Raw genomic sequence first — 23,111 nt, 5'->3', positions numbered from 1 at the left:
GTTTGGCTGCATGCAACCGGTCCGAGTGCGCCTGTTCGCCGCCGCCCGCGAGGCCGCGGGACTCTCCGAGACGACGTCCGAGGCCGCCACGATCGGCGAGCTGCTCGATGACCTCTCGCGGCGCTTCGCCGACCTCGGGCCGGTGCTGACGCGCTGCTCGGTGCTGTTGGAGGGCACGCGCACGACCGAGCGCTCCACCCCGATCCCCGAGGGCGGCACCGTGGACGTCCTCCCGCCCTACGCCGGGGGCTGAGCCGATCAGCCGCCGATGGCGCTCATGGGGCGGTCGGGCTGCACGAAGGTGGGCGAGTCGATCCCGTGGCCCGCGCGCTTGGCCGCGATCGACGCGGTGACGATCCGCTCGAGGTCCTCGTCGCTGCCGCCGCCGCGCAGGACGGGCACGAGGTCGGACTCGTCGCGCGCGAAGAGGCAGTTGCGCACGTGACCGTCGGCGGTGATCCGGATGCGGTCGCAGGCCGCGCAGAACGGAGCGGTGACCGAGGCGATCACGCCGACCGTTCCCGGCCCGCCGTCGAGCGACCAGGTGTCGGCGGGGGAGGAGCCGCGGCCGGGCACGGGATCGAGACGCCAGCGCGTGCGCAGCTGCGCGAGGATCTCCTCGCCGCTCAGCATCGCGGCGCGGTCCCACGTGTGGCCGGCGTCCAGCGGCATCTGCTCGATGAACCGCAGCTGGGCGCCCTTGCCGACCGCGAACTCCACGAGGTCGACGAGCTCGTCCTCGTTGACCCCGCGCATCGCGACGGCGTTGAGCTTGAGCGGTGTGAACCCGGCTTCGCGCGCGGCATCGATCCCCGCCAGCACGTCGTCGAGCCGGTCGCGCCGGGTGAGCTGGGCGAACCGCTCGCGGTCGAGCGTGTCGATCGAGATGTTCAGGCGCGACAGGCCGGCCTCCTTCAACGGCTCGGCGAGCTCGGCCAGACGCAGGCCGTTGGTGGTCATCGAGACCTCGGGGCCCAGGGCCGCCAGCCGGCGCACGACCTCGACGGCGTCCTTGCGCACGAGCGGCTCGCCGCCGGTGAGTCGGATCGACGTGACACCGAGTCCGACGCACACCCGCGCGACGCGCTCGAGCTCGTCGGTGGTGAGGATGCTGTCGCGCTCGATCCATGGCACGCCCTCGGCGGGCATGCAGTAGGTGCACCGCAGCGAGCACTTGTCGGTGAGCGAGATCCGCAGGTCGCGGTGCACGCGGCCGAAGCCGTCGACGAGGGTCACAGGCCCACCCAGTCCGACCGGCCCTCGGCGTCGGTCTGGCGCTTCCAGATCGGCACCTCGGTCTTGATCAGCTCGATGAGGGCACGCGTGGCCTCGAGGGCCTCCCGGCGGTGCGGTGCCGCGCTGGCGATCACGACGGCGACGTCGCCGACCCCGAGCGTGCCGTAGCGGTGCGAGATCGCGACCGTGGTGCCCGTGTTGAGCGCGACCTGCCCCGCGAGCGCGTTCATCATGCCCTCGGCGTCGGGGTGGGCCTCGTACTCCAGACGCACGACGGTGCCGTCGGCATCGGGGTCGTGGTCGCGGATCGTGCCGACGAAGACGTCGATCGCCCCGTGTGCGGGCCCGGCGACGGCGGCGAGGTGCTCGCCCACGTCGAGGGGCTCGTCGACCACGCGGGCGTGGACCACCCGTCCGGTCGCCGAGTCGGTCGTCATGCTGACAGCCTAGGCGGCGCGGACGAGCGGGGCGCGTCCTCGCTCGGTGCGCGGACCATGGTCGGGATGACAGGATTCGAACCTGCGGCCCCCTGCTCCCAAAGCAGGTGCGCTACCAAGCTGCGCCACATCCCGGAGGCACCGATCAGTGTAGGCCCGCGCGCGGCAGCCCGTTTGACCCGCCACCACGGGCGCCCCGTAGACTGGACGCTGGCCTGCGTGAGGACTCCGTGGGCTGTCCGAGAGCCCACCGACGCAGGAGTCAACACGTGAAGAGCAGCACCGAATCGCTGAGCCCCACCCGGGTCAAGCTGACCATCGAGGTGCCGTTCGAGGAGTTCAAGCCGAACCTCGACAAGGCCTACAAGACCATCGGTGCGCAGATCCAGGTCCCCGGCTTCCGCAAGGGCAAGGTCCCCGCGGCGATCATCGATCAGCGCGTCGGCCGTGGCGCCGTCCTGGACGAGGCTCTCAACTCCGCACTCCAGGGCTGGTACACCGCCGCTCTGCAGGAGACCAACACGACGCCGCTCGGCCAGCCCGAGATCGACCTGACGAAGTTCGAGGACGGCGAGACCATCGAGGTCACCGCCGAGCTCGACGTGCGTCCCACGCTCGAGATCCCCGACGCCTCGCAGATCGAGGTCACGGTCCAGGACATCGAGGTCGCCGACGAGGACGTCAACGAGCAGCTCGACCAGCTGCGCGAGCGCTTCGCCACCTTCACCGAGGTCGACCGCCCGGCCGCCGAGGGCGACTCGATCTCGATCGACCTCTCCGCCGCCAACAAGGACGGCTCGCTGATCGACGAGGCGCAGGCCGAGGGTCTGCCCTACGTCATCGGCAAGGCCACGATGCTCGACGGTCTCGACGAGGCCGTGACCGGTCTGTCGAAGGGCGAGTCGAAGACCTTCTCCACCACCCTGGTCGGTGGCGAGCTGAAGGGCGACGAGGTCGACGTCACCGTCACGCTGCAGGACGTGCGCCAGACCGAGCTGCCCGAGCTCGACGACGAGTTCGCCCAGATGGCGTCGGACTTCGACACCATGGACGAGTTCCGCGCCGACCTCGTCGAGCGCCTCACGCGCGGCAAGCGCATCGAGCAGGCCGCCGAGGCCCGCGACCTCGTCCTCGAGGAGCTCGTCTCCAAGATCGAGGCGCCGATGCCCGAGGGCCTCGCCGAGGGTGAGCTGGCCAACCGTCGTCAGCAGATGGACCAGCAGCTCGCGATGGCCGGCCTGACGCTCGAGGACTACCTGAACGACCAGGAGGACGGCAAGACCGTCGAGGAGTTCGAGTCCGAGCTGGAGCGCGACGTCCGCGAGTCGATCGTGGCCCAGTTCGTCCTGGACCAGCTGGTCGAGGAGAACGAGTACCCGCTCGACAACGACGAGCTGAGCCAGCACATCATGCGCCGCGCCCAGCAGTCCGGCGAGGACCCGAACTCGTACATCCAGCACATCATGGAGCACAATCACGTGCCCGAGATGATCAGCGAGGTGCTGCGCGGGAAGGCGCTCGCCGCGCTGGTCGAGTCCGCGAAGGTCACCGACAAGTCCGGGAACGCCGTCGACCTGAAGAACCTGCGCGCCGACGGCACGATCGGCAGCGACGAGGACGAGGCGTCCGAGGAGCAGTGATCCCCGGTGGGCCCGTCCCACCCCGCTGAGAGAGCCGGTACCCCTCGGGGTGCCGGCTCTCTCGCGTGAGGGGGAGTTCGTGGGACGGGGGCTTGACGTGATCCACTTCACACGAGAACGTAACTCCTCGTTACTGTAACTATCGGTTACAGGTCGTTCTCCCACCAACGACGCTCAGGAGTGAATGTGAACCCACGCCCCTTCGCCGCGACCTTCGCGGCCGCAGCCGTCGCCGCGCTCGCGGTGACCTCCCTGTCCTCACCGGCGCAGGCCGCCGAGGACGTCTACGCCCCGCCGGCGACCATCTCGGGGAGCCCCGGCACGATCCTCAGGCAGGCGCCCGGCACCTACGCCCTCGACGCCCTCGGCGGCAAGGCCGACGCCACCGTCACCAAGGTCCAGTACGTCTCGACCGGCGCGAAGGGCAACAAGACCGCCGTCACGGGCACGGTCATCGTCCCCAAGGCCGCCTGGACGAAGGGCGGCGAGCGTCCGATCATCTCGCTGAGCCCGGGCACCCAGGGACTCAACGACCGCTGCGCGCCGAGCAAGCTCGTGGCGACCGCGCAGCTCTACGACGGCAACTGGCTCAAGCAGTTCTACGACGCCGGCTACGCCGTCGCCATGACCGACTACGAGGGTCTGGGCACGCCCGGCACCCACCCGTACGCCAACAACGTCGCGCTGGGCCAGAACGCGCTCGACGTGGTGCGCGCGGCGCAGAACCTCGGCTACTCCAAGACCGCTCCGGTGTTCCTCCAGGGCTTCTCCGAGGGCGGCGGAGCCACGGCCGGCGCGCTCGAGCTGGCCCCGACCTACGCGCCCGAGCTGCGGATCAAGGGCGGTCACGCCACGGCTCCCACGGTCGACCTCGGAGCGATCGCGAAGAACATCGAGCACGGTCCGTACCAGACGTTCATGCTCTTCGCGGTCAAGATGCTCGACGTCACGTACCCCGAGCTGGGCATCCGCGACCTCACCAATGCGGCGGGCCAGAAGCTGCTCGACGGCGCCGACACCGACTACGGCTGCCTGCCCGAGAGCCTGCCGAGCGGCTGGCTCGACACCAAGACGCTGACCAAGGAGGGCAAGACGATCACGTCCTACCTGTCGCGGGCGGACATCGCGGCTCGGCTCGGTCAGCTGAAGCTCGGGTCGAAGAAGATCGACGTGCCGTTCAAGGTGACGTCGTCGTGGGCCGACGACGTCATCCCGAATGCGACCGTCAAGCAGGCCGCCAAGGACTGGTGCGCGAAGGGATCGAAGATCTCGTACAGCACGCTGTTCGCCCCCACCCACGTCGCCTCCGGGTACGAGGGCAGCGGTCAGGCGGTCGGATTCTTCAACGACCTCGTCGCGGGCAAGGGCTTCAGCTCGAACTGCGGCTGGATCTTCTGAGGTCCTCCACCCCACGGTGATCCCGCCCCCGCGAGCCCCGGCTCGCGGGGGCGGCTGCCGTTCACGGTCCGAGATCGCGTGGCTGCGACGCGGGGGAGTGCGGCACCATGGGGCCATGTCCCCGACGGCGCGCACGACCGACGTCGCCGCGCTCGCGCTCGAGTACGGCGACCGCCTCGTGCTCGGCACCGTGCGCGACGTGCACGCCGCCGTCGCTCGTCGGGCCTTCGGCGCGACGCGGATCGTCGGCAGCCGGGTCCCCGAGGCCGTGCACGACGCGGTCGCGGGCTCGGTCTACGGCTCGCTCTCGGCGGTCCTGAGACGATCGGGCGGCGCGGCACGGTCGCTGGCGGCGCGCGGCGTGGGGGCTCCGGTCGACGGCACGCGCCTCGGACGGCAGGTCCGCTCCGCGGTGAACGGCCTGATCGGCGACGAGCTGCGTCTCCTCGGCGACCCGCAGGCGATCACGATGTCGCTGCGGCACGCCGGGGCCGACATCCCGGCCACGCCCTGGAAGCTGCGCCAGGCGTACCCCGACGCCACGAGCCACCTCGTCGTCCTCGTCCACGGGCTGTGCGAGAACGAGGAGTCCTGGGGGCGCGGCCGCGACCGGCCCACGTACGCCGACCGGGTGGCCGCCGACACCGACGCCACCCCGGTCCTGCTGCGCTACAACACCGGCCTGCACGTCTCGGAGAACGGCCAGCACCTCGACGAGCTGCTCGAACAGCTCGTGGGCGCGTGGCCCGTGGCGGTCGAGCGGATCACGCTGGTCGGTCACTCGATGGGAGGGCTCGTCGTGCGCGCGGCTACGAACCGCGCCACGGTCGCGGGTCACGGCTGGGCGCACCGCGTCAGCGACGTGGTCTGCCTGGGCACGCCGCACGCGGGTGCCAACCTGGAGAAGGCCGCCCATTTGGGCTCGCGGATCCTGCGCATCTGGCCGCAGTCCACGCCGTTCGGCGCGATCCTCGACGCGCGGTCGGCGGGCATCGTCGACCTGCGCCACGGCTACATCACGGCCGACGAGTGGGAGGGACAGGACCTCACGGCGCGCTGGGGCCTCGACCGGATCGCGGCGGCTCCGCTCGCGCACGCGGAGTATCACTTCGTCGCCGCCACGGTGGGCGCGACGCAGCGCCACCCGTTCAGCGCGGTGCTGGGCGACCTCATCGTGCACTTCTCGTCCTCGGCCGGGATCGGGCGGCACGGACCGGTCGTCCCGCACGCGCGACTGGAGTACCTCCCGTCGGCCCACCACCTCGCGCTGCTGAACCATCCGCGCATCGCCGACTGGCTGGTCTCGTGGGTCAACGCGCGGCCGCGCCGGGTGCGCCAGCTCGAGTCCTGACCGCCCACACTGTGAGCGGGGTCACCCCCATGTGACAGTTCTGCTGTCACGGTCCACTAGGCTCCCGTGGCAACGACCGCACGACGAGGGGAGACCACCATGGCCAACCGCGAGGAGATCTCGGCGACCATCGACATCGAGGCGCCGCCCGAGGTCGTCTGGCACCTGGTCAGCGACCCGGCGCAGATGCCGCGCTGGAGCCCGCAGTGCCGCAAGATGATCGTCCGCGGCAAGGGACCCGTCGGCGTCGGCACCACCACGATCAACGTCAACCGCCGCGGCCCGTTGTTCTGGCCCACCCGCTCCAAGGTGAAGGAGTTCGTGCCCGGGAAGCGGTTCGCGTTCAAGATCGCCGAGAACGGCACGGTGTGGTCGTACGACCTCGAGCCCACGGCCACCGGCGGCACCCGCCTCACCGAGAGCCGCCACGCCCCGCACGGCGTGTCGAACCTGTCGAACTTCCTCACCCAGCGCGTCCTGGGCGGCACCGACAACTTCGAGGTCGAGCTCGAGCAGGGCATGCGCCAGACCCTCGAGCGCATCAAGGCCGCGGCCGAGAGCGGTGACCTCGCGGGAAAAGCCTGAGCGGGGGAGTCCCGCCGCTCGAGACCTCCACGTTCGTCGCGGCCCCGCCCGAGAAGGTCTGGGACGTGCTGAAGGACCAGCGCCGCATGCGCCGCTGGAGCCCCGAGACGTGGGCGCAGCTGTTCTACCCGCGCCGGCTGAGCCACAACCAGGTCTCGCTCAACCTCAACAAGCGCAAGGGCTTCGTCTGGCCCACGGTGAGCCGCTACGTCGACGTGGTCCGGCCGCAGCGCCTCGCCTTTCACGTCTACGGACCCGCGGCGCGCTGGAGCTACCGCCTCGACCCCGAGGCCGGCGGCACCCGGCTCACGCTGCGCCGTGACCTCGCGGGTGGGCGCCGCAGCCTGCTGAGCCGGGTCGTGGCCACCCTCGCCCTGGGCGGCATCGAGAGCCACGACGACGAGCTGCTCGACGGGATGGTCCGCACCCTCGCGGCGATCTCCGCCGAGGTCGAGGCGCACGTCGCCTGAGAGGAGCCTGTACGCCGATGGCGAACATGGGTGCCGGGCGCGTGTCTGCGTCGTCTCGGCGGTCTAGGGTCAAAGACGTGAACGCACCCATGAGCCCCCAGATGGCCGTCGAGGCGGGTCCCTCCGACCTCGACGGACACATCTACAACCGTCTGCTGAAGGAACGCATCGTGTTCCTCGGTTCGGAGGTCCGCGACCAGAACGCGAACGCGATCTGCGCGCAGCTGCTGCTGCTCAACGCCGAGGACCCCGAGGCCGACATCTTCTTCTACATCAACAGCCCCGGCGGCTCCGTCGACGCGGGCATGGCGATGTACGACACGATGCAGTTCATCTCGAACGACATCGTCACCGTCGGCATGGGCCTGGCCGCCTCGATGGGCCAGTTCCTGCTCGCCGCCGGCACCGCGGGCAAGCGCTACGCGCTGCCGCACACGCGCATCATGATGCACCAGCCCTCGGGCGGCATCGGCGGCTCGGCGTCGGACGTCAAGATCCAGGCCGAGCAGTCCATCCTGCTGAAGAAGCAGCTCAACGAGCTGCAGGCCCAGCACACCGGTCAGAGCGTCGAGCAGATCGAGGCCGACGCCGATCGCGACCGCTGGTTCACGCCCGCGCAGGCCAAGGAGTACGGCCTGATCGACGAGATCGTCAACACGGCAGGAGACGTCCGATGAGCTACTACATTCCCCAGTGGGAAGAGCGGACCTCGTACGGCTTCCGTCGCATCGACCCGTACGCGAAGCTCTTCGAGGACCGCATCATCTTCCTCGGCACCCCGATCAGCGATGACGTCGCCAACGCCGTCACGGCGCAGCTGCTGTGCCTGCAGTCGATGGACCCCGACCGCGACATCAGCATCTACATCAACAGCCCCGGCGGCTCGTTCACCGCGCTGACGGCGATCTACGACACGATGCGCTACGTCAAGCCCGACGTGCAGACCTTCTGCCTGGGCCAGGCGGCCTCGGCCGCCGCGGTGCTGCTCGCCGCCGGCACGCCGGGCAAGCGCTTCGCGCTGCCGAACAGCCGCATCCTGATCCACCAGCCCTACACCGAGGGCACGGGCGGCCAGATCTCCGACCTGGAGATCCAGGCCAACGAGATCATCCGCATGCGCGAGCTGCTGGAGAAGATGATCGCCGAGGCGTCGAACAAGACGCCCGAGGAGGTCAGCCGCGACGTCGAGCGCGACAAGATCCTGACGGCCCCGGCCGCCGTCGAGTACGGGATCATCGACCAGGTCCTCGAGACGCTCAAGACCCCGGTCTGAGCGACACGTCCGGACGCAAACGCCGTTGACGGGTCCCTCACGATGCCTGCATGTGGCATCGTGGGGGGACCGCCAGGAAACGACAGGAAACACGCATGGCACGCATTGGTGAGACCGCCGACCTGCTCAAGTGCTCCTTCTGTGGGAAGAGCCAGAAGCAGGTCAAGAAGCTGATCGCCGGCCCCGGCGTCTACATCTGCGACGAGTGCATCGACCTGTGCAACGAGATCATCGAGGAAGAGCTCGCGGAGGGCGCCGAGGTCAGCCTCGGCGAGCTGCCCAAGCCCGCTGAGATCTACGAGTTCCTCAACACCTACGTGGTGGGCCAGGAGGGCGCGAAGAAGTCGCTCGCCGTCGCGGTCTACAACCACTACAAGCGCGTGCAGGCCCAGGCGTCCGGTCGGATCAACAAGGACGAGACCGTCGAGCTGGCCAAGTCGAACATCCTCATGGTCGGTCCCACCGGCTGTGGCAAGACCTACCTCGCGCAGACGCTTGCACGGATGCTGAACGTCCCGTTCGCGATCGCCGACGCCACGGCGCTCACCGAGGCCGGCTACGTCGGCGAGGACGTCGAGAACATCCTCCTCAAGCTCATCCAGGCCGCCGACTACGACGTCAAGAAGGCCGAGACGGGCATCATCTACATCGACGAGATCGACAAGATCAGCCGCAAGAGCGAGAACCCCTCCATCACCCGCGACGTGTCGGGCGAGGGCGTGCAGCAGGCGCTGCTGAAGATCCTCGAGGGCACCACCGCCTCGGTGCCGCCGCAGGGTGGTCGCAAGCACCCGCACCAGGAGTTCATCCAGATCGACACCACCAACGTGCTGTTCATCGTCGGTGGCGCGTTCGCGGGCCTCGACCAGATCATCGAGCAGCGCAGCGGCAAGAAGACGCTCGGCTTCAACTCCGACCTCGCGCCCGTCGTCGACGAGAACGACGCGCAGAAGCTGTCGAAGGTCGTGCCGACCGACCTGCTGAAGTTCGGCCTGATTCCCGAGTTCATCGGCCGTCTGCCGGTCATCGCGGCGGTCAACAAGCTCGACAAGCCGGCGCTGGTCTCGATCCTCACCGAGCCGCGCAACGCGCTGACGAAGCAGTACATCCGCCTGTTCGCGATCGACGACGTCGAGCTCGAGTTCACCGAGGAGGCGTGCGAGGCGATGGCCGACCTGGCCCTCGAGCGCGACACCGGCGCCCGCGGCCTGCGCTCGATCGTCGAGGACGCCCTGCAGGACGTCATGTACGAGATCCCCAGCCGTGAGGACGTCGCCAAGGTGATCGTCACGGCCGAGACCGTCCGTGGTCACGCGAGCCCGACCGTGCTGACGCACGACGAGGCCGACAAGAAGGCGAGCTGACCGCGGTATAGCGTCGACCCATGGTCGATCTCACCCTCTTCGGGGCCACCGGATTCACCGGCGGGCTCACCGCCGACTACCTCGCGGTGCACCTGCCCGCCGACGCCACGTGGGCGATCGCAGGGCGCTCGCGCGCCAAGCTGGAGCAGGTGGCCGAGCGGATCGCCGCCACGGGCCGCACCGCGCCGGAGATCGTCGTCGCCGACCTGGCGAACGAGTCCTCGATGGCCGCGATGGCCGAGGGCACGCGCGTCCTCATCAGCACGGTCGGTCCGTACCTCGAGCACGGCGAGCCGGCGGTCAGGGCCGCGGCCGAGGCGGGCATCGACTACGTCGACCTCACCGGTGAGCCGCAGTTCGTCGACGAGATGTGGCTGAAGTACCACGAGACCGCCGAGGCCACGGGTGCCCGGCTCGTGCACGCCTGCGGCTTCGACTCCATCCCGTACGACCTCGGCGTCCTCTACACGGTCCAGCAGCTGCCGGCGGGCACGCCGATCACGATCAAGGGCTACATCCGCGCCAAGGCCAGCTTCTCGGCCGGGACCTATCACTCGGCGCTCGGGCAGATCGGCCAGTTCCGGGGCTCGCGGGCCGCGGCGAAGCAGCGCCGGGCGCGCGAGGGACGTCCCACCAACCGGCGCGTGCGCGGAGGGGGAGGCGTCGGCCGGGCCGAGCCGCCCGCCAAGGGCTTCGGCGTGCCGCTGCCCACGATCGACCCGCAGATCGTGCTGCGCTCGGCGCGCGCCCTCGACCGCTACGGCCCCGACTTCACGTACGAGCACCACGCGCACTTCCGCACACGGCGCATGATGGCACTGGCCGCGCCCCTGCTGGGCGCGGTGGCCGTGGGCGCGCAGATCCCGCCCGTGCGGGCGCTGCTGGTCAAGCTCAAGTCAGCCGGCGACGGACCGAGCGAGGAGGAGCGCGCGAAGTCGTGGTTCACCCTCACGCTCGTGGGCACCGGCGGCGACACCAAGGTCGTCACCACCGTGCGCGGCGGCGACCCCGGCTACACCGAGACCGCCAAGATGCTGGCCGAGTCGGCGATGTGCCTGGCCTACGACGACCTGCCCGCGGTGTCCGGCCAGACCACCACGGCCGTCGCGATGGGCTCGGCCCTCATCAACCGACTGCAGAACTCCGGCATCGACTTCGCCACCCAGCCCGCCGAGTAGCCTCCGTCCGTCCCGAGATGTGCTCCATTTTCGACGTTTGAACGCCCTTCAATCGTGGAAAATGGAGCACATCTCGTCCCCCGGGGATGGGAGTCAGGCGACGACGACCTCGACGCCGAGCTCCTCGAGCATCGCGCGGCCGCGGTCGCTGACGCCATCGTCGGTGACGACGGCCGTGGCATCGGTGAGGGCCGCGAACGAGAACACCTGGTGCGGGCCGAACTTGGTCGAGTCCGCCAGCACCACCCGCGTGCGCGCCGACTCGACCAGCGCGTGCTTCACGGCGGCCTCCTCGGAGTCCGGCGTGCTGAAGCCGTGGTCGGGCGCGATGCCGTTCGTGCCGATGAACGCGACGTCCGCGCGGGTGGCCCGCAGCGCCTCCACCGTGGTGTGGCCGACGGCCACGCCGGTGACCTCTCGCACGCGCCCACCGAGGGTGTGCAGGGCGATGCCCTCGTGCCCCAGCAGCTGGTGCGCGATCGCGACGCTGTGAGTGAGCACGGTGAGGCGGCGATCGGTGGGCAGCACCTCGGCGAGGTGGGCCACGGTGCTGCCACCGTCGAGCAGGACGCTGCCACCGGTCTCGGGGAGGAACTTCAGCGCGGCGGTCGCGATGCGCGCCTTGAGGTCGGGTCGCTCGCCCGTGCGCTGTGTCAGGCTCGCCTCGAGCCGTGAGTAGGACGAGGAGAGCACCGCACCGCCGTGCACGCGGCGCGCGGCGCCCGCGCGCTCGAGGACCGCGAGGTCGCGCCGGATCGTCTCGGTGGACACCTCCAGCTCGGCGGCCAGCTCGTTGACGGAGACCCGCCCCTGACTGGCCAGCCGTTCGGCCAACAGCACCTGGCGCTCAGCGGCGTACACGCGACCTCCCCCGACGTCCCTGTGGGACTGTGTGACTTTTCGTGGAAGTCTACGCGGCGCGGCGGACGCCCGACCAGTGTTCGACCGGACGGGCGTCCGAAGGCTCAGGCCTCGGCGAGCGTGGCGTCGACGACGAGGGCGCCCTCGCCGGCGGTGGTGACGACCTCGCCCACCACGCGGCCGGCGGCCCGCACGTCGGGCAGCGCGGCGTCGAGCAGCTCGAGCGCGGCGGGGTCACCCGTGACCGACACGGCCGTGACCTCGGTGCGCTGGCTGACCTTCGCCGTGGACTTGGCGCCGCGGATGCCCGCGAGGGCCTCGCCCGCGATCGCCAGCAGGCGCGCGTCGAAGGTCTCGACCGCGAGGTCGGCGTCGGGGGCGGGCCAGGCGGCGCGGTGGATCGAGCCCTCCTGCCACCACGACCAGACCTCCTCGGTCACGTACGGCAGGAACGGCGCGAGCAGGCGCAGCTGCACCGAGAGCGCCAGCACGAACGTGGCCTTGGCGGAGGTGCCGGCGGTGTCCTCGCCGCGGGCGCGCTCCTTGACCAGCTCGAGGTAGTCGTCGCAGAAGTCCCAGAAGAACTTCTCCGTGACCTCGAGCGCCGACGTGTAGTCGTAGGCCTCGAAGTGCGCGGTGGCCGTCTCGACGACGTCGCGCAGACCCGTGAGCAGCGCGCGGTCGAGCGGCTCGGTGACCAGTGCGGGGTCCAGCAGCGAGGCGTCGGCGCCCAGGCCGTACTGCTCGACCGGCGCCACGACGAACTTGCTCGCGTTGAGCACCTTCATCGCGAGGCGGCGGCCGACCTTCATCTGCGTCTCGTCGAACGGCGAGTCGGCGCCCGGGCGGGCGCCGGCGGCACGCCAGCGGACGGCGTCGGCGCCGAACTTCTCGAGGATCTCGTCGGGGACGACGACATTGCCCTTGGACTTGCTCATCTTCTTGCGGTCGGGGTCGACCACGAACCCCGAGAGCGCGGTGTGCTTCCACGGTGCGGTGCCGAACTCCTGGTTGGAGCGCACGACGGTGGAGAACAGCCACGTGCGGATGATGTCGTGGCCCTGGGGACGCAGGTCCATCGGGAACGTGCGCTCGAACAGGTCGAGGTCGCGCTCCCAGCCGCAGATCAGCTGCGGGGTCAGCGACGAGGTGGCCCACGTGTCGAGGACGTCGGGGTCGGCGATGAAGCCGCCGGGCTGGCCGCGCTGCGACTCGTCGAAGCCCGCCGGTGCCTGCGAGGCCGGGTCGACCGGCAGGTCGAACTCGGGCGCGAGGATCGGGTTGTCGTAGTCGGGCTCGCCGTCGGCGTCGAGCAGGTACCAGACCGGGAACGGGATGCCGAAGAACCGCTGGCGGCTGACCAGCCAGTCGCCGTTGAGGCCCTCGATCCAGTTCGTGTACCGCGACTGCATGTAGCCGGGGTGCCAGTCGATCTCGTCGCCGAGGCTCACGAGGTGCTGGCGCAGCTCGGCGTCGCGGCCGCCGTTCTTGATGTACCACTGGCGCGTGGAGACGATCTCGAGCGGCTTGTCGCCGCGCTCGTAGAAGTTCGCCATGCGCTGGGTGGCGCTGGGCTCGCCGTCGAGGTCGCCGGACTCCTTGAGCGCGGCGGCCATCGCCTCGCGCGCGCTGAACGCGGTCTTGCCGGCCAGCTCGGCGTACACGGCCTCGCCGGGGCCGCCCGCGATCCACTCGGGCGTCTCGCGCAGGATGCGGCCGTCGCGGCCGATCACGGTGCGGTTCGGCAGGTCGAACTCGCGCCACCACTGCACGTCGGTGAGGTCGCCGAAGGTGCAGCAGTGCACGATGCCGGAGCCCTTCTCGGGATCCGCGAGCGTGTGCGCCAGCACGGGCACCTCGACGCCGAAGATCGGCGAGTGGGCGGTGGTGCCGAACAGGTGCTGGTAGCGCTCGTCGTCGGGGTGCGCGATGAGCGCGACGGCGGCGGGCGTCAGCTCGGGACGCGTGGTCTCGATGTGCACCTTGCGGCCGTCGGCCAGGTGGTACGCCACCCGGTAGTAGTGGCCGGGGTAGTCGCGCGCCTCGAGCTCGGCCTGGGCGACCGCGGTCTGGTACGTGACGTCCCACATGGTGGGGGCGTCCTGGCTGTAGGCCTCGCCGCGCGACAGGTTGCGCAGGAACGCACGCTGGCTCGTGGCCTGCGCGTCGTGGCCGATCGTGGTGTAGGTCTGCGACCAGTCCACCGAGAGGCCGAGCGTGCGCCACAGCCTCTCGAAGACCTGCTCGTCGCGGACGACGAGCTCGTTGCACAGCTCGATGAAGTTGCGACGGCTGATCGGGATCTGCTTCTTCGGGTCGGGCTTGGCCGGCGGCGTGAAGTCGGGGTCGTACGGCAGCGACGGGTCGCAGCGGACGCCGTAGTAGTTCTGCACGCGACGCTCGGTGGGCAGGCCGTTGTCGTCCCAGCCCATCGGGTAGAAGACCTCGAGGCCGCGCATGCGCTTGTAGCGCGCGATGAGGTCGGTGTGCGTGTAGCTGAAGACGTGACCGACGTGCAGTGAGCCCGAGACGGTGGGCGGCGGGGTGTCGATCGAGTACACCTGGTCGCGGGTCTTGGTCCGGTCGAACGCGTAGGTGCCCTGATCGGCCCATACGCCGACCCACTTCTCCTCGAGGCCTTCGAGGACGGGCTTCTCCGGGACGCGGCTCTGTGGGGTGGTCACGAGCGTCGATTCTACGTGGCGCCCCGGGGGTGCGGCACCGCGCGGCCGTCCGTCCAGCAGGATGGTGCACGGAGGCGATCAGATGAGCGACGGCGACCGGCCCACGATCCACGTGGTGGCCGCATTCACGACGGACGCGCAGGGCCGGATCCTCATGGTCCGCAAGCACGGGTCCGAGGTGTTCATGCAGCCCGGTGGCAAGCCCGAGCCGGGGGAGGAGGCGGTCGACGCGCTCGTGCGCGAGCTCGAGGAGGAGCTCGAGGTCCGCATCGATCCCGACGAGCTCGCGTCGTGGGGCCGCTTCGAGGCCGACGCCGCCAACGAGCCCGACCACCACCTCGTCGCCGACGTGTTCGCGCTGCGCCTCGACGGGGAGGTCGTCGCCGCCGCCGAGATCGCCGAGGCGCGCTGGTTCACCCGCGAGGAGGCCCACTCGCTCGGCGACCGTCTCGCCCCGCTGGCGGGCCGGATGCTCGAGCTGCCCGAGGTCCGCTCCCACTTCCGTCCCGCGAGGTTCGCCCCGATCGAGACCGAGCGGCTTCGGCTGCGGCTCATGACCCTGGCCGACGTCGACGCCGTGCACTCGTACCAGTCACGCGAGGACGTCTGCGAGTACATGCTGTTCGAGCCGCGCACCCGCGAGGAGGTCGCCGACCGCGTCGAGCACTGGGCGCGGGCCGACCGCATCGGCAGCGAGAGCGACTACCTCCAGCTCGCCCTCGAGCGTCGCGAGGACGGCGCGATGCTCGGGCACCTCTACCTGCGGGTGAAGTCCCTCGACGCGCTCACGGCCGAGCTCGGCTGGACCCTGCACCCCGACTTCCAGGGCGCCGGCTACGCCACCGAGGGCGCGACCGCGCTCATCCGGTGGGTGTTCGACCGGCTCGGCCTCCGGCGCGTGATCGCCGACCTCGACCCGCGCAACGAGGCCTCGATCGCGCTGTGCCGCCGGCTGGGCATGCGCCAGGAGGCGCACTTCCGTCAGGACGTCTGGTTCCGCGGCGCCTGGGCCGACACGGGCATCTTCGCCGTGCTCTCCGACGAGTTCACCGGCTGATCCGGCGGGGCGCCGTCGTCGCGCCCCAGCCGGCTGGGCCACCAGATGCGGCGGCCGATGTCGAGGTTCAGCGCGGTCACCAGCACCGAGCGCACGATGATCGTGTCGAGCAGCACGCCGATCGCGACCGCGAAGCCCAGCTCGGCGAGGAACACGATCGGCAGCGTGGCCAGCGCGGCGAACGTGCCGGCCAGGACGAAGCCGGCCGAGGTGATCACGCCACCCGTGGCCGCGAGGCCGATGAGGGCGCCCCGGCGCGTGCCGTGCAGGAGCGACTCCTCGCGGACGCGGGTCATCAGGAAGATGTTGTAGTCGATGCCCAGCGCCACGAGGAAGACGAACGCGAACAGCGGGAACGAGGAGTCCGCGCCGGCGAAGTCGAACACGTAGTGGAACACCAGCGCGCTGATGCCCATCGCCGCGGCGAACGACAGCACGACCGTGACGAGCAAGATCAGCGGCGCGGCCACCGACCGCAGCAGCATCATGAGGACCAGCAGCACGACGGCGAGGATGATCGGGATGATCAGCCGGTTGTCGGCGGCCGAGGCCTCCTGCACGTCGAGGTTCAGGGCGGTGTTGCCGCCGACGAGAGCGTCGGCGCCCTCGACGGAGTCGAGGTCGGCGCGGGCCGTCTCGACGATGTCGCGCGCCTCGGTCGAGTCGCTGGGGACCGTCATCGTCGCCTCGATGTAGGCCACGTCTCCCGAGACCTGCGGCTGCGTCACCGAGGCGGCGTCCACGCCGTCGATCCCGGCCACGACGCTGCGCACCTCGGCGGCCTGCGGCGCGTTCGAGATGATCTGCAGCGGGTCGCCCGCGCCGGCCGGGAAGTGCTCGGCGATCCGCTCCTCGGCCGCCAGCGAGGGCTGGTCGGTGGTGAAGGCCTCGGCGTTGCTCAGGCCCGTGGCGTCGAGCTTCACGATGCCGAACGACAGCGCGATCAGGACCAGCGAGGTCACGACCCACACGACGCGGGGTGCCCGCGCGATCCACGTGCCGACCCGGGCCCAGAAGCCCTTCGAGGTCCGCTGCGGGTCGCCGAAGTGGGGGATGAACGGCCAGAACACCCAGCGGCCGAAGATCACCAGCAGGGCCGGGAGCAGCACGAGCATCGCGAGCAGGGCCACGGCGATGCCCGCCGCGCCGACGGGACCGAGCCCGGCCGTCGAGTTCATCTGCGCGAACAGCAGGCAGAGCAGACCGATGATGACGGTGCTGCCGCTGGCGAACACGGCCGGAGCGGCGCGGTGGAGAGCGTGCGCCATGGCCTCGTGCCGGTCCTCGTAGTTGCGCAGCTCCTCGCGGTACCGGGCGACGATCAGCAGGGCGTAGTCGATGCCGGCGCCCAGCACCAGGACGCTGAGGATGCCGGCGCTCTGCCCGTTGACCGTGAGTCCGCCGTACTTCGCGAGCAGGTAGACCAGGCCCTGCGAGGCGAAGACGCTCATGAGGCCGCAGAACAGCGGGATCAGCCAGAGGATCGGGCTGCGGTACGTCAGCAGCAGCATCACGACGACGACGCCCACGGCGGCCGCGAGCAGGATGCCGTCGATGCCGGCGAACGCCTCGGCCTGGTCGGCGCCCAGGGCGGCCGGACCGCCGACGTCGACCCGCAGGCTCGTGCCCTCGACGGCGTCCTCGGCCGCCTCGGTCACCTCGTCGATGAAGTCGGGGAGGTCCTCCCAGCCCTCGTCGTCCAGGGTGATCGGAACGATGAGCTGCGCGGCGACGCCGTCCTCGCTCGGGATCGGACCGACGACCTCGCCGACCGGGACGTCCTCGAGCGCGCCGATGGCCTGAGCCGCCTGCTGCCCGGCTGCGAGGTCGGCGGGGGTCAGCGGGGCGTCCGAGGTCAGCAGCACGATCGCCGGGGCGGTGTTCTCGTCGTAGAACGAGCCCGCCTTCTCGATGACCTGCGTCGACTCGGCCTCCTCGGGCAGCCAGGACGCGATGTCGTTGTCCTGGACGCTCGTGAGCTTGGCCCCGAACGAGCCCAGCCCGCCCAGGATCACCAGCATGAGGGCCAGCACGACCCACTTGACCCACCGATGGGTGATCCACCCCGCGACCTGACGATTCATGCGTTCAGTCTCTTCCCGCTCCTCGGCCCTGAGAATGGGTGAGAACCCCGAGATTGGAATCATTCGCACCAGGGGTCACTGGTGGCTCCGGAGCCGCTGGGATGTCGGCGCCCCTGGAGGCAGACCCCTGCGGCACCGGCTGGGATACTGGCAGGGATGAGGCCCACCTATCCCGACGTCGAGCTCGCCCTGCTGTCCCGCTGGCCGGAGACCAGGCTCGAGCCGTCCCTCGACCGCATCCGCGCGATCTGCGAGCTGATGGGCGACCCGCAGAACGCGCAGCCGCTGGTCCACCTGACCGGAACGAACGGCAAGACCTCGACGAGCCGCATGATCGACGCGCTGCTGCGTGCCCTCGACCTGCGCACGGGTCGATTCACGAGCCCGCACCTGCAGCGCATCAACGAGCGCATCTGCATCGACGGCGAGCCGCTGTCGGACGAGCTGTTCGTCGACGCGTACGCCGACGTCGCGGTCTACGCCGACCTCGTCGACCAGAGCCAGCCGCACCCCCTCAGCTTCTTCGAGATGCTCGTCGCGATGGGCTACGCGGCGTTCGCCGACGCCCCGGTCGACGTGGCCGTCGTCGAGGTCGGGATGGGCGGCGCGTGGGACGCCACGAGCGTCGCCGACGCCGACGTCGCGGTCATCACGCCGATCGACGTCGACCATGCGTCCTACCTCGGTGACACGCCCGCCGACATCGCCGTCGAGAAGTCGGGGATCATCAAGCGCGGCTCGCGCACCGTGCTGGCCTCGCAGTCCGAGGAGGTGCTCGAGGTGATGCTGACCCGCGCCGCCGAGATGGGCTCCCCGGTCGTGCTCGAGGGCGTCGACTTCCGCGTCGAGTCGCGCACGCCGGCCGTGGGCGGGCAGATGTTCACGATCCAGGGCGTCAAGGGCCGCTACGAGGACATCCTGCTGCCGCTGCACGGCGCCTTCCAGGCCCGCAACGCGGCGCTCGCGCTCGCCGCCGTGGAGGTCTTCACCGGTGACGCCGAGCTGGACCCCGAGCTCGTGCGCGCGGGCTTCGGCGCCGTCACGTCGCCCGGCCGCCTCGAGGTGGTTCGCCGCAGCCCCACGATCGTGCTCGATGCCGCGCACAACCCGCACGGGGTGCGCGCCATGGTCGAGTCGATCGGCGAGGAGTTCACCTTCAACCCGCTGATCGGCGTCGTCGGCGTCATGGCGGACAAGGACGCCGAGGAGATCCTGCGCGAGCTCGAGACCTCGGTCGCGCACCTGATCTGCACGCAGAACAGCACCGAGCGCTCGCTGCCGGCCGCCGACCTCGGCGAGCTCGCGACGGGCATCTTCGGATCCGAGCGGGTCACCGTGGTGCCCCGCCTCGACGACGCGCTCGAGCGGGCGATCGCCTTCGCCGACGCCTCGGGCGACGAGTTCGACGACGCGATCGGCTCCGGCGGGGTCATCGTCACGGGCTCGGTCGTCACGGTCGGTGAGGCGCGCACCCTGCTGCGCGGCGCGGGGGAGGAGTCGCAGTGAGGCACATGTGCGCGGCGATGCTGTCGCTCCAGGCGATCATCCTGGGCCTCTCGGTCCCGGTCATGATCGCGGTCGAGGACGTCGATCCCGCGGTGGCCGGTGTGATCGGCGGAGGCCTCGCGGTCCTGTGCCTGCTCACGGCCGGGATGCTGCGGCGGCCGTGGGCCTACTGGGTGGGCCACGGGATCCAGGTGGCCACCTTCCTCACCGGCTTCCTCGTGCCGATCATGTTCTTCATCGGCCTGATGTTCGCCTCGCTGTGGCTCGGCGCGTTCTTCCTGGGTCGCCGGATCGAGGCCGACAAGGCCCGCTGGGCCGCCGCGGAGGAGTAGGTCGGCTGCTGCCAGCGCTTCCCTGACCGCCTGAGATGTGACGTGGCTCACCCGGTTCCCCGGTACGGTGGAGGCATGGTGCGCGTGCTCGTGGTCGCTGACGAGATCTCGCCGGTGATCCACGATGCCGGCGTGCGCCGCATGGACCCCGACCTCGTCCTCGGCGCAGGCGATCTGCCCTGGGACTACCTCGAGTTCCTGTCCTCCATGCTCGACGTCCCGGTGGTGTTCGTCCCGGGCAACCACGACCCCGAGGTGGACGCGCCGCTCTCGGGCTTCCGCGGCTGGCTGGCCGGCAACGGGCTGCCCCCGGAGGATCCTCGTCCGCTCGGCGGGACCAACGCCGACGAGTCGATCGTCGACGTCGCGGGGCTGCGCATCGCGGGCCTCGGCGGCAGCATCCGCTACAACGAGGGACCCAACCAGTACACCCAGGACGAGTTCGCCAAGCGGGCCAAGCGGCTGATGAAGGTCGCGGCCAAGCGCGGTGGAGGCGTCGACGTCCTGCTGACGCACTCGCCACCCCGCGGCCTCGGTGACGGCGACGACCCGCCGCACCACGGCTTCGAGGCGCTGCACGAGGTCATCGAGACGCTGCAGCCCACGTGGCACCTGCACGGCCACATCCACCCGTTCGGCCAGCCGCAGCCCGACCGCGTCGTCGGCGACACGACGATCCGCAACGTGGTGCCCTACAAGCTGCTCGAGATCGCGCCCGTGCTCGACCCGGTGGGCGGTCATGGCTGACTCCGGCTCCCCCCGGATCGACGCCGAGAGCGACTTCATGCGGTCGCGTCGCCTGCAGACGCTGTCGGCGCTGGCGGCCCGCCTGCGCGGCGAGGGCGGTGAAGCCACGCGGGCGCTGTCGTTCGACGAGGTCGTCGACGCCCTCGGCCGACGCGGCGAGCGACGCCTCGGGTTGCAGCTGATCCCGCTCGACGCGATCATCGGCTCGGTCGACAAGGTGAAGGACTTCGACCGCCGCTTCCGGCCCACCTCCGACAAGAGCCGCGCGCGGTGGGAGCGCATCGCCCGTGCCAGCCGCGTCGGCGAGGAGATCCCGCCGATCGACGTCTACAAGCTGGGGGACTACTACTTCGTCCGCGACGGGCACCACCGCGTCTCCGTCGCCCGTGCCCTGCGGCTGCGGCTCATCGAGGCCGAGGTCACCGAGGTGCAGACCCTGCTCGAACCGCGCGACATCGGCCGGCGCGACAGCCTCGAGCTCAAGCACTGGCGCAAGCTCTTCATCCAGCGCGTCCCGCTCCCGACCTCGGTCCGCGAGCGAGTCCGGGTCACCAAGCCCCACGGCTACGGCGTGCTCGCCGAGATGGTCGAGGCCTGGGCGGCTCGCACGATGATGGCCGAGGCGCAGCTGATGGACAAGAAGACGATGGCACAGCGCTGGATGGACGAGGAGTTCCTCCCCGTGCTCGAGCTCATCGAGGAGGCGGGCCTCCAGGGCGAGGACGAGACCGCCGGCGACGCCTACATGCGGGTCGCGGGGGAGCGGTACCGGCTGATCCGCGAGCACGCGTGGGACCGCGAGATCATGAAGCAGGTCGCCGCGGGAAAGAAGCGCGGCCGCAAGTCTCGATGACTCACGGCCGCGCCTGCTGCAGATCTGCGGGTCAGGACCCGTGCGCCAGGTTCTCCCCGGACTGGGCGTCGAACACCTGGATCTTGCTGCTGTCGACGTACAGCTCGGCGCCCTCGCGGGCTCCCACCTTCGACTCCGCGCTGAGGCGGGCGTTGATCTGCGTGCCCTCGCCGGCCATGTCCTGGCCGGTGTCCTTCGCGAGGTCGTCGAGGTCGGCGTTCGCCGCGCCACCCTGCACCGTGAAGTACGCGTAGACGTCCGAGCCCATCTGCTCGACCAGGTCGACGTCGACGTTGACCCGGGCGCCGGGGGCGTCCGCCGCGACGAGTGAGGCGTCCTCGAAGTGCTCGGGGCGGATGCCCACGATGACGTCGCGGCTCGCGCTGCCCGAGCGCAGGGCTTCGCGGTAGGCGTCGGGGACCGGCAGCTCGCCGATCGCCGTCGAGAGCGACTCGCCCTCGATCGTCGCGGGCAGGAAGTTCATCGACGGGCTGCCGATGAAGCCGGCCACGAACAGGTTGTTCGGGTGGTCGTACAGCTCGGTGGGGGAGCCCACCTGCTGGATCTTGCCGGCGCGCATCACCACGACGCGGTCGCCCAGCGTCATCGCCTCGGTCTGGTCGTGGGTGACGTAGACCGTGGTGGTGCCGAGGGTCTTCTGGATGCGGGCCACCTGCGTGCGCATCTGCACGCGCAGCTTCGCGTCGAGGTTCGACAGCGGCTCGTCCATGAGGAAGGCCTTCGGGCTGCGCACGATCGCGCGGCCCATCGCCACGCGCTGACGCTGGCCGCCGGAGAGGTTAGAGGGCTTGCGGTCGAGGTGCTGCTCGAGCTCGAGCATCTTCGCCGCCTCGTCGACCTTCTGCTTGATCGTGGACTTGTCCACGCCGGCCAGGGTCAGCGGGAACGCCATGTTCTCGTAGACCGTCATGTGCGGGTAGAGCGCGTAGGACTGGAACACCATCGCGATGTCGCGGTCCTTCGGCGCCTTGTCGTTCACGACGGTGCCGTCGATCTTGAGGTCGCCGGTGGTGATGTCCTCCAGCCCCGCGATCATGTTCAGCGTCGTCGACTTCCCGCAGCCCGAGGGGCCGACCAGGATGATGAACTCGCCGTCGGCGATCTCGAGGTTGAAGTCCTCCACGGCGAGGGCTCCGTCGGGGTACCGCTTGACCACGTGGTCCAGGACGATTTCAGCCATGATGTTTCCTTTCAGCCCTTGACGGCGCCGCTGGTGAGGCCGGCAACGATCCGGCGCTGGAAGAAGAGGACGAAGATGACGATCGGGATGGTGATGACCACCGCGGCCGCGGCGATCGACTGCGTGGGCTTCTCGAACGTCGTGGCGCCGGTGAAGTAGCTCAGGGCCGCCGGCACGGTGCGGGAGCGCTCGCTGGAGGTCAGCGAGATCGCGAAGAGGAAGTCGTTCCAGCACGAGATGAACACCAGGATCGCGGTCGTGAAGACCCCGGGCATCGCGAGCGGGGCGATGACCTTGCGGAACGCCTGGTAGGGCGTCGCGCCGTCCATCTTGGCGGCCTTCTCCAGCTCCCAGGGGATCTCGCGGAAGAAGGCGCTCAACGTGTAGATAGCCAGCGGGAGGGCGAACGTGATGTAGGGGATGATCAGGCCGAGCCACGTGTCGAACAGGCCGATCCCGGTGAGGATCTTGAACAGCGGCGTGACCAGGGCGATCTGCGGGAACATCGCGATCATCAGCGACGCGCCGACCACGAACTTCTTGCCCGGGAAGTCCAGGCGCGCCACCGCGTAGGCGGCCATCGTGCCCACCACGATCGCCACGAACGTGGAGATCAGGCAGATGCCGATCGAGTTGATCAGGGCCCGGGTGAAGCTGTCGTTCTGGAAGATCGCCTCGTAGTGCTCGCCCGTGATCTGGCTGGGCAGGAAGCGGCCGTCGTTGAGGGTCGCGTCGGGCTTGAGCGACAGCGAGATGATCCAGATGACGGGGATGAACGCGTAGAGCAGGACGATGGCGTTGACGCCCCACCAGATCGCCTTGCTCTTCGGCGTCTCGACTGCGGTGCTCATGAC

22 protein-coding genes and 1 tRNA gene are annotated in these 23,111 nt (G+C 70.2%); 15 read left to right on the top strand and 8 right to left on the bottom strand.

Annotated features, from left to right (window positions below; all coding sequences use genetic code 11):
- Positions 1–10 precede the first annotated feature (10 nt).
- Positions 11–253, top strand: coding sequence for a MoaD/ThiS family protein (locus ACGWYL_RS02070; RefSeq protein ID WP_269303344.1), 243 nt, complete (start codon positions 11–13; stop codon positions 251–253).
- 5 nt (positions 254–258) lie between these two features.
- Here ACGWYL_RS02070 and moaA read toward each other — a convergent pair whose 3' ends face one another.
- From moaA to ACGWYL_RS02055, 3 genes are all read right to left on the bottom strand, one after another.
- The gene (moaA, locus tag ACGWYL_RS02065) at positions 259–1,236 is read right to left on the bottom strand and encodes a GTP 3',8-cyclase MoaA (RefSeq protein ID WP_179423225.1); all 978 of its coding nucleotides are present in this window, start codon (positions 1,234–1,236) and stop codon (positions 259–261) included.
- Positions 1,233–1,673 carry a molybdenum cofactor biosynthesis protein MoaE gene (locus tag ACGWYL_RS02060; protein ID WP_395486296.1) on the bottom strand — a complete coding sequence of 147 codons (441 nt, stop codon included), beginning with the start codon at positions 1,671–1,673 and terminating at the stop codon, positions 1,233–1,235. The genes moaA and ACGWYL_RS02060 overlap by 4 nt, the downstream gene beginning before the upstream one ends.
- A 58-nt stretch (positions 1,674–1,731) precedes the next feature.
- Positions 1,732–1,808: transfer RNA gene (locus ACGWYL_RS02055), tRNA-Pro, on the bottom strand.
- A 134-nt stretch (positions 1,809–1,942) separates the two neighbouring features.
- Here ACGWYL_RS02055 and tig point away from each other — a divergent pair.
- The 9 genes from tig (at position 1,943) to ACGWYL_RS02010 (ending at position 10,932) form a co-directional block, all read left to right on the top strand.
- Positions 1,943–3,313 (top strand): trigger factor, encoded by a 1,371-nt coding sequence (tig, locus tag ACGWYL_RS02050; protein ID WP_179423229.1) that lies wholly within the window; start codon positions 1,943–1,945, stop codon positions 3,311–3,313.
- Between the two features lie 186 nt (positions 3,314–3,499).
- Positions 3,500–4,711 carry a lipase family protein gene (locus ACGWYL_RS02045; RefSeq protein ID WP_395486295.1) on the top strand — a complete coding sequence of 404 codons (1,212 nt, stop codon included), beginning with the start codon at positions 3,500–3,502 and terminating at the stop codon, positions 4,709–4,711.
- A gap of 115 nt (positions 4,712–4,826) precedes the next feature.
- Positions 4,827–6,062, top strand: a complete 1,236-nt coding sequence (locus ACGWYL_RS02040; RefSeq protein ID WP_395486294.1) for a lipase family alpha/beta hydrolase — start codon at positions 4,827–4,829, stop codon at positions 6,060–6,062.
- Between the two features lie 99 nt (positions 6,063–6,161).
- The gene (locus ACGWYL_RS02035) at positions 6,162–6,647 is read left to right on the top strand and encodes an SRPBCC family protein (RefSeq protein ID WP_395486293.1); all 486 of its coding nucleotides are present in this window, start codon (positions 6,162–6,164) and stop codon (positions 6,645–6,647) included.
- A complete protein-coding gene (locus tag ACGWYL_RS02030; RefSeq protein ID WP_395487229.1) occupies positions 6,644–7,117 on the top strand; it encodes an SRPBCC domain-containing protein in 474 nt (157 codons plus the stop codon). The genes ACGWYL_RS02035 and ACGWYL_RS02030 overlap by 4 nt, the downstream gene beginning before the upstream one ends.
- A gap of 101 nt (positions 7,118–7,218) precedes the next feature.
- Positions 7,219–7,794 carry an ATP-dependent Clp protease proteolytic subunit gene (locus tag ACGWYL_RS02025; RefSeq protein WP_179427960.1) on the top strand — a complete coding sequence of 192 codons (576 nt, stop codon included), beginning with the start codon at positions 7,219–7,221 and terminating at the stop codon, positions 7,792–7,794.
- Entirely contained in the window at positions 7,791–8,390 is a 600-nt protein-coding gene (locus ACGWYL_RS02020; RefSeq protein ID WP_179423237.1) for an ATP-dependent Clp protease proteolytic subunit, read from the top strand. The genes ACGWYL_RS02025 and ACGWYL_RS02020 overlap by 4 nt, the downstream gene beginning before the upstream one ends.
- Positions 8,391–8,485: 95 nt before the next feature.
- Entirely contained in the window at positions 8,486–9,754 is a 1,269-nt protein-coding gene (clpX, locus tag ACGWYL_RS02015) for an ATP-dependent Clp protease ATP-binding subunit ClpX (RefSeq protein ID WP_179423239.1), read from the top strand.
- Positions 9,755–9,774: 20 nt separating this feature from the next.
- Positions 9,775–10,932: a trans-acting enoyl reductase family protein gene (locus ACGWYL_RS02010; protein ID WP_269303331.1), complete on the top strand. Its 1,158-nt coding sequence runs from the start codon at positions 9,775–9,777 to the stop codon at positions 10,930–10,932.
- 93 nt (positions 10,933–11,025) lie between these two features.
- On the opposite strand, the gene ACGWYL_RS02005 is transcribed toward ACGWYL_RS02010, so the two are convergent.
- Both ACGWYL_RS02005 and valS read right to left on the bottom strand, forming a co-directional pair.
- Positions 11,026–11,793 carry a DeoR/GlpR family DNA-binding transcription regulator gene (locus ACGWYL_RS02005; protein ID WP_179423243.1) on the bottom strand — a complete coding sequence of 256 codons (768 nt, stop codon included), beginning with the start codon at positions 11,791–11,793 and terminating at the stop codon, positions 11,026–11,028.
- Between the two features lie 104 nt (positions 11,794–11,897).
- The gene (valS, locus tag ACGWYL_RS02000; RefSeq protein ID WP_395486292.1) at positions 11,898–14,477 is read right to left on the bottom strand and encodes a valine--tRNA ligase; all 2,580 of its coding nucleotides are present in this window, start codon (positions 14,475–14,477) and stop codon (positions 11,898–11,900) included.
- 82 nt (positions 14,478–14,559) lie between these two features.
- Between valS and ACGWYL_RS01995 the strand changes: the two genes are divergently transcribed.
- On the top strand, positions 14,560–15,534 hold the full coding sequence (locus tag ACGWYL_RS01995) for a GNAT family N-acetyltransferase (RefSeq protein ID WP_395486291.1): 975 nt from the start codon (positions 14,560–14,562) through the stop codon (positions 15,532–15,534).
- Here ACGWYL_RS01995 and ACGWYL_RS01990 read toward each other — a convergent pair.
- Entirely contained in the window at positions 15,459–17,618 is a 2,160-nt protein-coding gene (locus tag ACGWYL_RS01990) for an MMPL family transporter (protein ID WP_395486290.1), read from the bottom strand. The two genes, ACGWYL_RS01995 and ACGWYL_RS01990, sit on opposite strands and share 76 nt — an antisense overlap.
- Before the next feature lie 156 nt (positions 17,619–17,774).
- On the opposite strand from ACGWYL_RS01990, the gene ACGWYL_RS01985 reads away from it, so the two are divergent.
- The 4 genes from ACGWYL_RS01985 to ACGWYL_RS01970 all read left to right on the top strand — a co-directional run bounded on the left by ACGWYL_RS01985 (position 17,775) and on the right by ACGWYL_RS01970 (position 21,056).
- Positions 17,775–19,124: a bifunctional folylpolyglutamate synthase/dihydrofolate synthase gene (locus tag ACGWYL_RS01985; protein ID WP_395486289.1), complete on the top strand. Its 1,350-nt coding sequence runs from the start codon at positions 17,775–17,777 to the stop codon at positions 19,122–19,124.
- A 5-nt stretch (positions 19,125–19,129) separates the two neighbouring features.
- Complete coding sequence (locus ACGWYL_RS01980; protein ID WP_179427962.1) at positions 19,130–19,456, top strand: DUF4233 domain-containing protein; 327 nt, start codon at positions 19,130–19,132, stop codon at positions 19,454–19,456.
- Positions 19,457–19,531: 75 nt separating this feature from the next.
- Entirely contained in the window at positions 19,532–20,203 is a 672-nt protein-coding gene (locus ACGWYL_RS01975; protein ID WP_179423253.1) for a metallophosphoesterase, read from the top strand.
- Positions 20,196–21,056, top strand: coding sequence for a chromosome partitioning protein ParB (locus tag ACGWYL_RS01970; protein ID WP_395486288.1), 861 nt, complete (start codon positions 20,196–20,198; stop codon positions 21,054–21,056). Before ACGWYL_RS01975 ends, ACGWYL_RS01970 begins: the two co-directional genes overlap by 8 nt.
- 31 nt (positions 21,057–21,087) lie before the next feature.
- Here ACGWYL_RS01970 and ACGWYL_RS01965 read toward each other — a convergent pair whose 3' ends face one another.
- Positions 21,088–22,257 (bottom strand): ABC transporter ATP-binding protein, encoded by a 1,170-nt coding sequence (locus tag ACGWYL_RS01965; protein ID WP_179423257.1) that lies wholly within the window; start codon positions 22,255–22,257, stop codon positions 21,088–21,090.
- Between the two features lie 11 nt (positions 22,258–22,268).
- The gene (locus ACGWYL_RS01960) at positions 22,269–23,108 is read right to left on the bottom strand and encodes a carbohydrate ABC transporter permease (protein ID WP_179423259.1); all 840 of its coding nucleotides are present in this window, start codon (positions 23,106–23,108) and stop codon (positions 22,269–22,271) included.
- Positions 23,109–23,111 lie beyond the last annotated feature (3 nt).

Source organism: Aeromicrobium sp. JJY06, from assembly GCF_044069275.1.
Lineage (GTDB): Bacteria > Actinomycetota > Actinomycetes > Propionibacteriales > Nocardioidaceae > Aeromicrobium > Aeromicrobium tamlense.
This window is presented reverse-complemented; position numbering and strand designations above follow the sequence as displayed.

What these genes read in the sequence shown, in the direction of transcription:
- ACGWYL_RS01975 (WP_179423253.1), top strand. Translation starts at nt 19,532, where the DNA reads ATGGTGCGCGTGCTCGTGGTCGCTGACGAGATCTCGCCGGTGATCCAC.
- ACGWYL_RS01965 (WP_179423257.1), bottom strand. Translation starts at nt 22,257, where the DNA reads ATGGCTGAAATCGTCCTGGACCACGTGGTCAAGCGGTACCCCGACGGA.
- ACGWYL_RS01960 (WP_179423259.1), bottom strand. Translation starts at nt 23,108, where the DNA reads ATGAGCACCGCAGTCGAGACGCCGAAGAGCAAGGCGATCTGGTGGGGC.
- ACGWYL_RS01985 (WP_395486289.1), top strand. Translation starts at nt 17,775, where the DNA reads ATGAGGCCCACCTATCCCGACGTCGAGCTCGCCCTGCTGTCCCGCTGG.
- ACGWYL_RS01980 (WP_179427962.1), top strand. Translation starts at nt 19,130, where the DNA reads ATGTGCGCGGCGATGCTGTCGCTCCAGGCGATCATCCTGGGCCTCTCG.
- ACGWYL_RS01995 (WP_395486291.1), top strand. Translation starts at nt 14,560, where the DNA reads ATGAGCGACGGCGACCGGCCCACGATCCACGTGGTGGCCGCATTCACG.
- ACGWYL_RS02070 (WP_269303344.1), top strand. Translation starts at nt 11, where the DNA reads ATGCAACCGGTCCGAGTGCGCCTGTTCGCCGCCGCCCGCGAGGCCGCG.
- ACGWYL_RS02025 (WP_179427960.1), top strand. Translation starts at nt 7,219, where the DNA reads ATGGCCGTCGAGGCGGGTCCCTCCGACCTCGACGGACACATCTACAAC.
- ACGWYL_RS02010 (WP_269303331.1), top strand. Translation starts at nt 9,775, where the DNA reads ATGGTCGATCTCACCCTCTTCGGGGCCACCGGATTCACCGGCGGGCTC.
- ACGWYL_RS02040 (WP_395486294.1), top strand. Translation starts at nt 4,827, where the DNA reads ATGTCCCCGACGGCGCGCACGACCGACGTCGCCGCGCTCGCGCTCGAG.
- ACGWYL_RS02060 (WP_395486296.1), bottom strand. Translation starts at nt 1,673, where the DNA reads ATGACGACCGACTCGGCGACCGGACGGGTGGTCCACGCCCGCGTGGTC.
- ACGWYL_RS02035 (WP_395486293.1), top strand. Translation starts at nt 6,162, where the DNA reads ATGGCCAACCGCGAGGAGATCTCGGCGACCATCGACATCGAGGCGCCG.
- ACGWYL_RS01970 (WP_395486288.1), top strand. Translation starts at nt 20,196, where the DNA reads ATGGCTGACTCCGGCTCCCCCCGGATCGACGCCGAGAGCGACTTCATG.
- clpX (WP_179423239.1), top strand. Translation starts at nt 8,486, where the DNA reads ATGGCACGCATTGGTGAGACCGCCGACCTGCTCAAGTGCTCCTTCTGT.
- ACGWYL_RS02020 (WP_179423237.1), top strand. Translation starts at nt 7,791, where the DNA reads ATGAGCTACTACATTCCCCAGTGGGAAGAGCGGACCTCGTACGGCTTC.
- ACGWYL_RS01990 (WP_395486290.1), bottom strand. Translation starts at nt 17,618, where the DNA reads ATGAATCGTCAGGTCGCGGGGTGGATCACCCATCGGTGGGTCAAGTGG.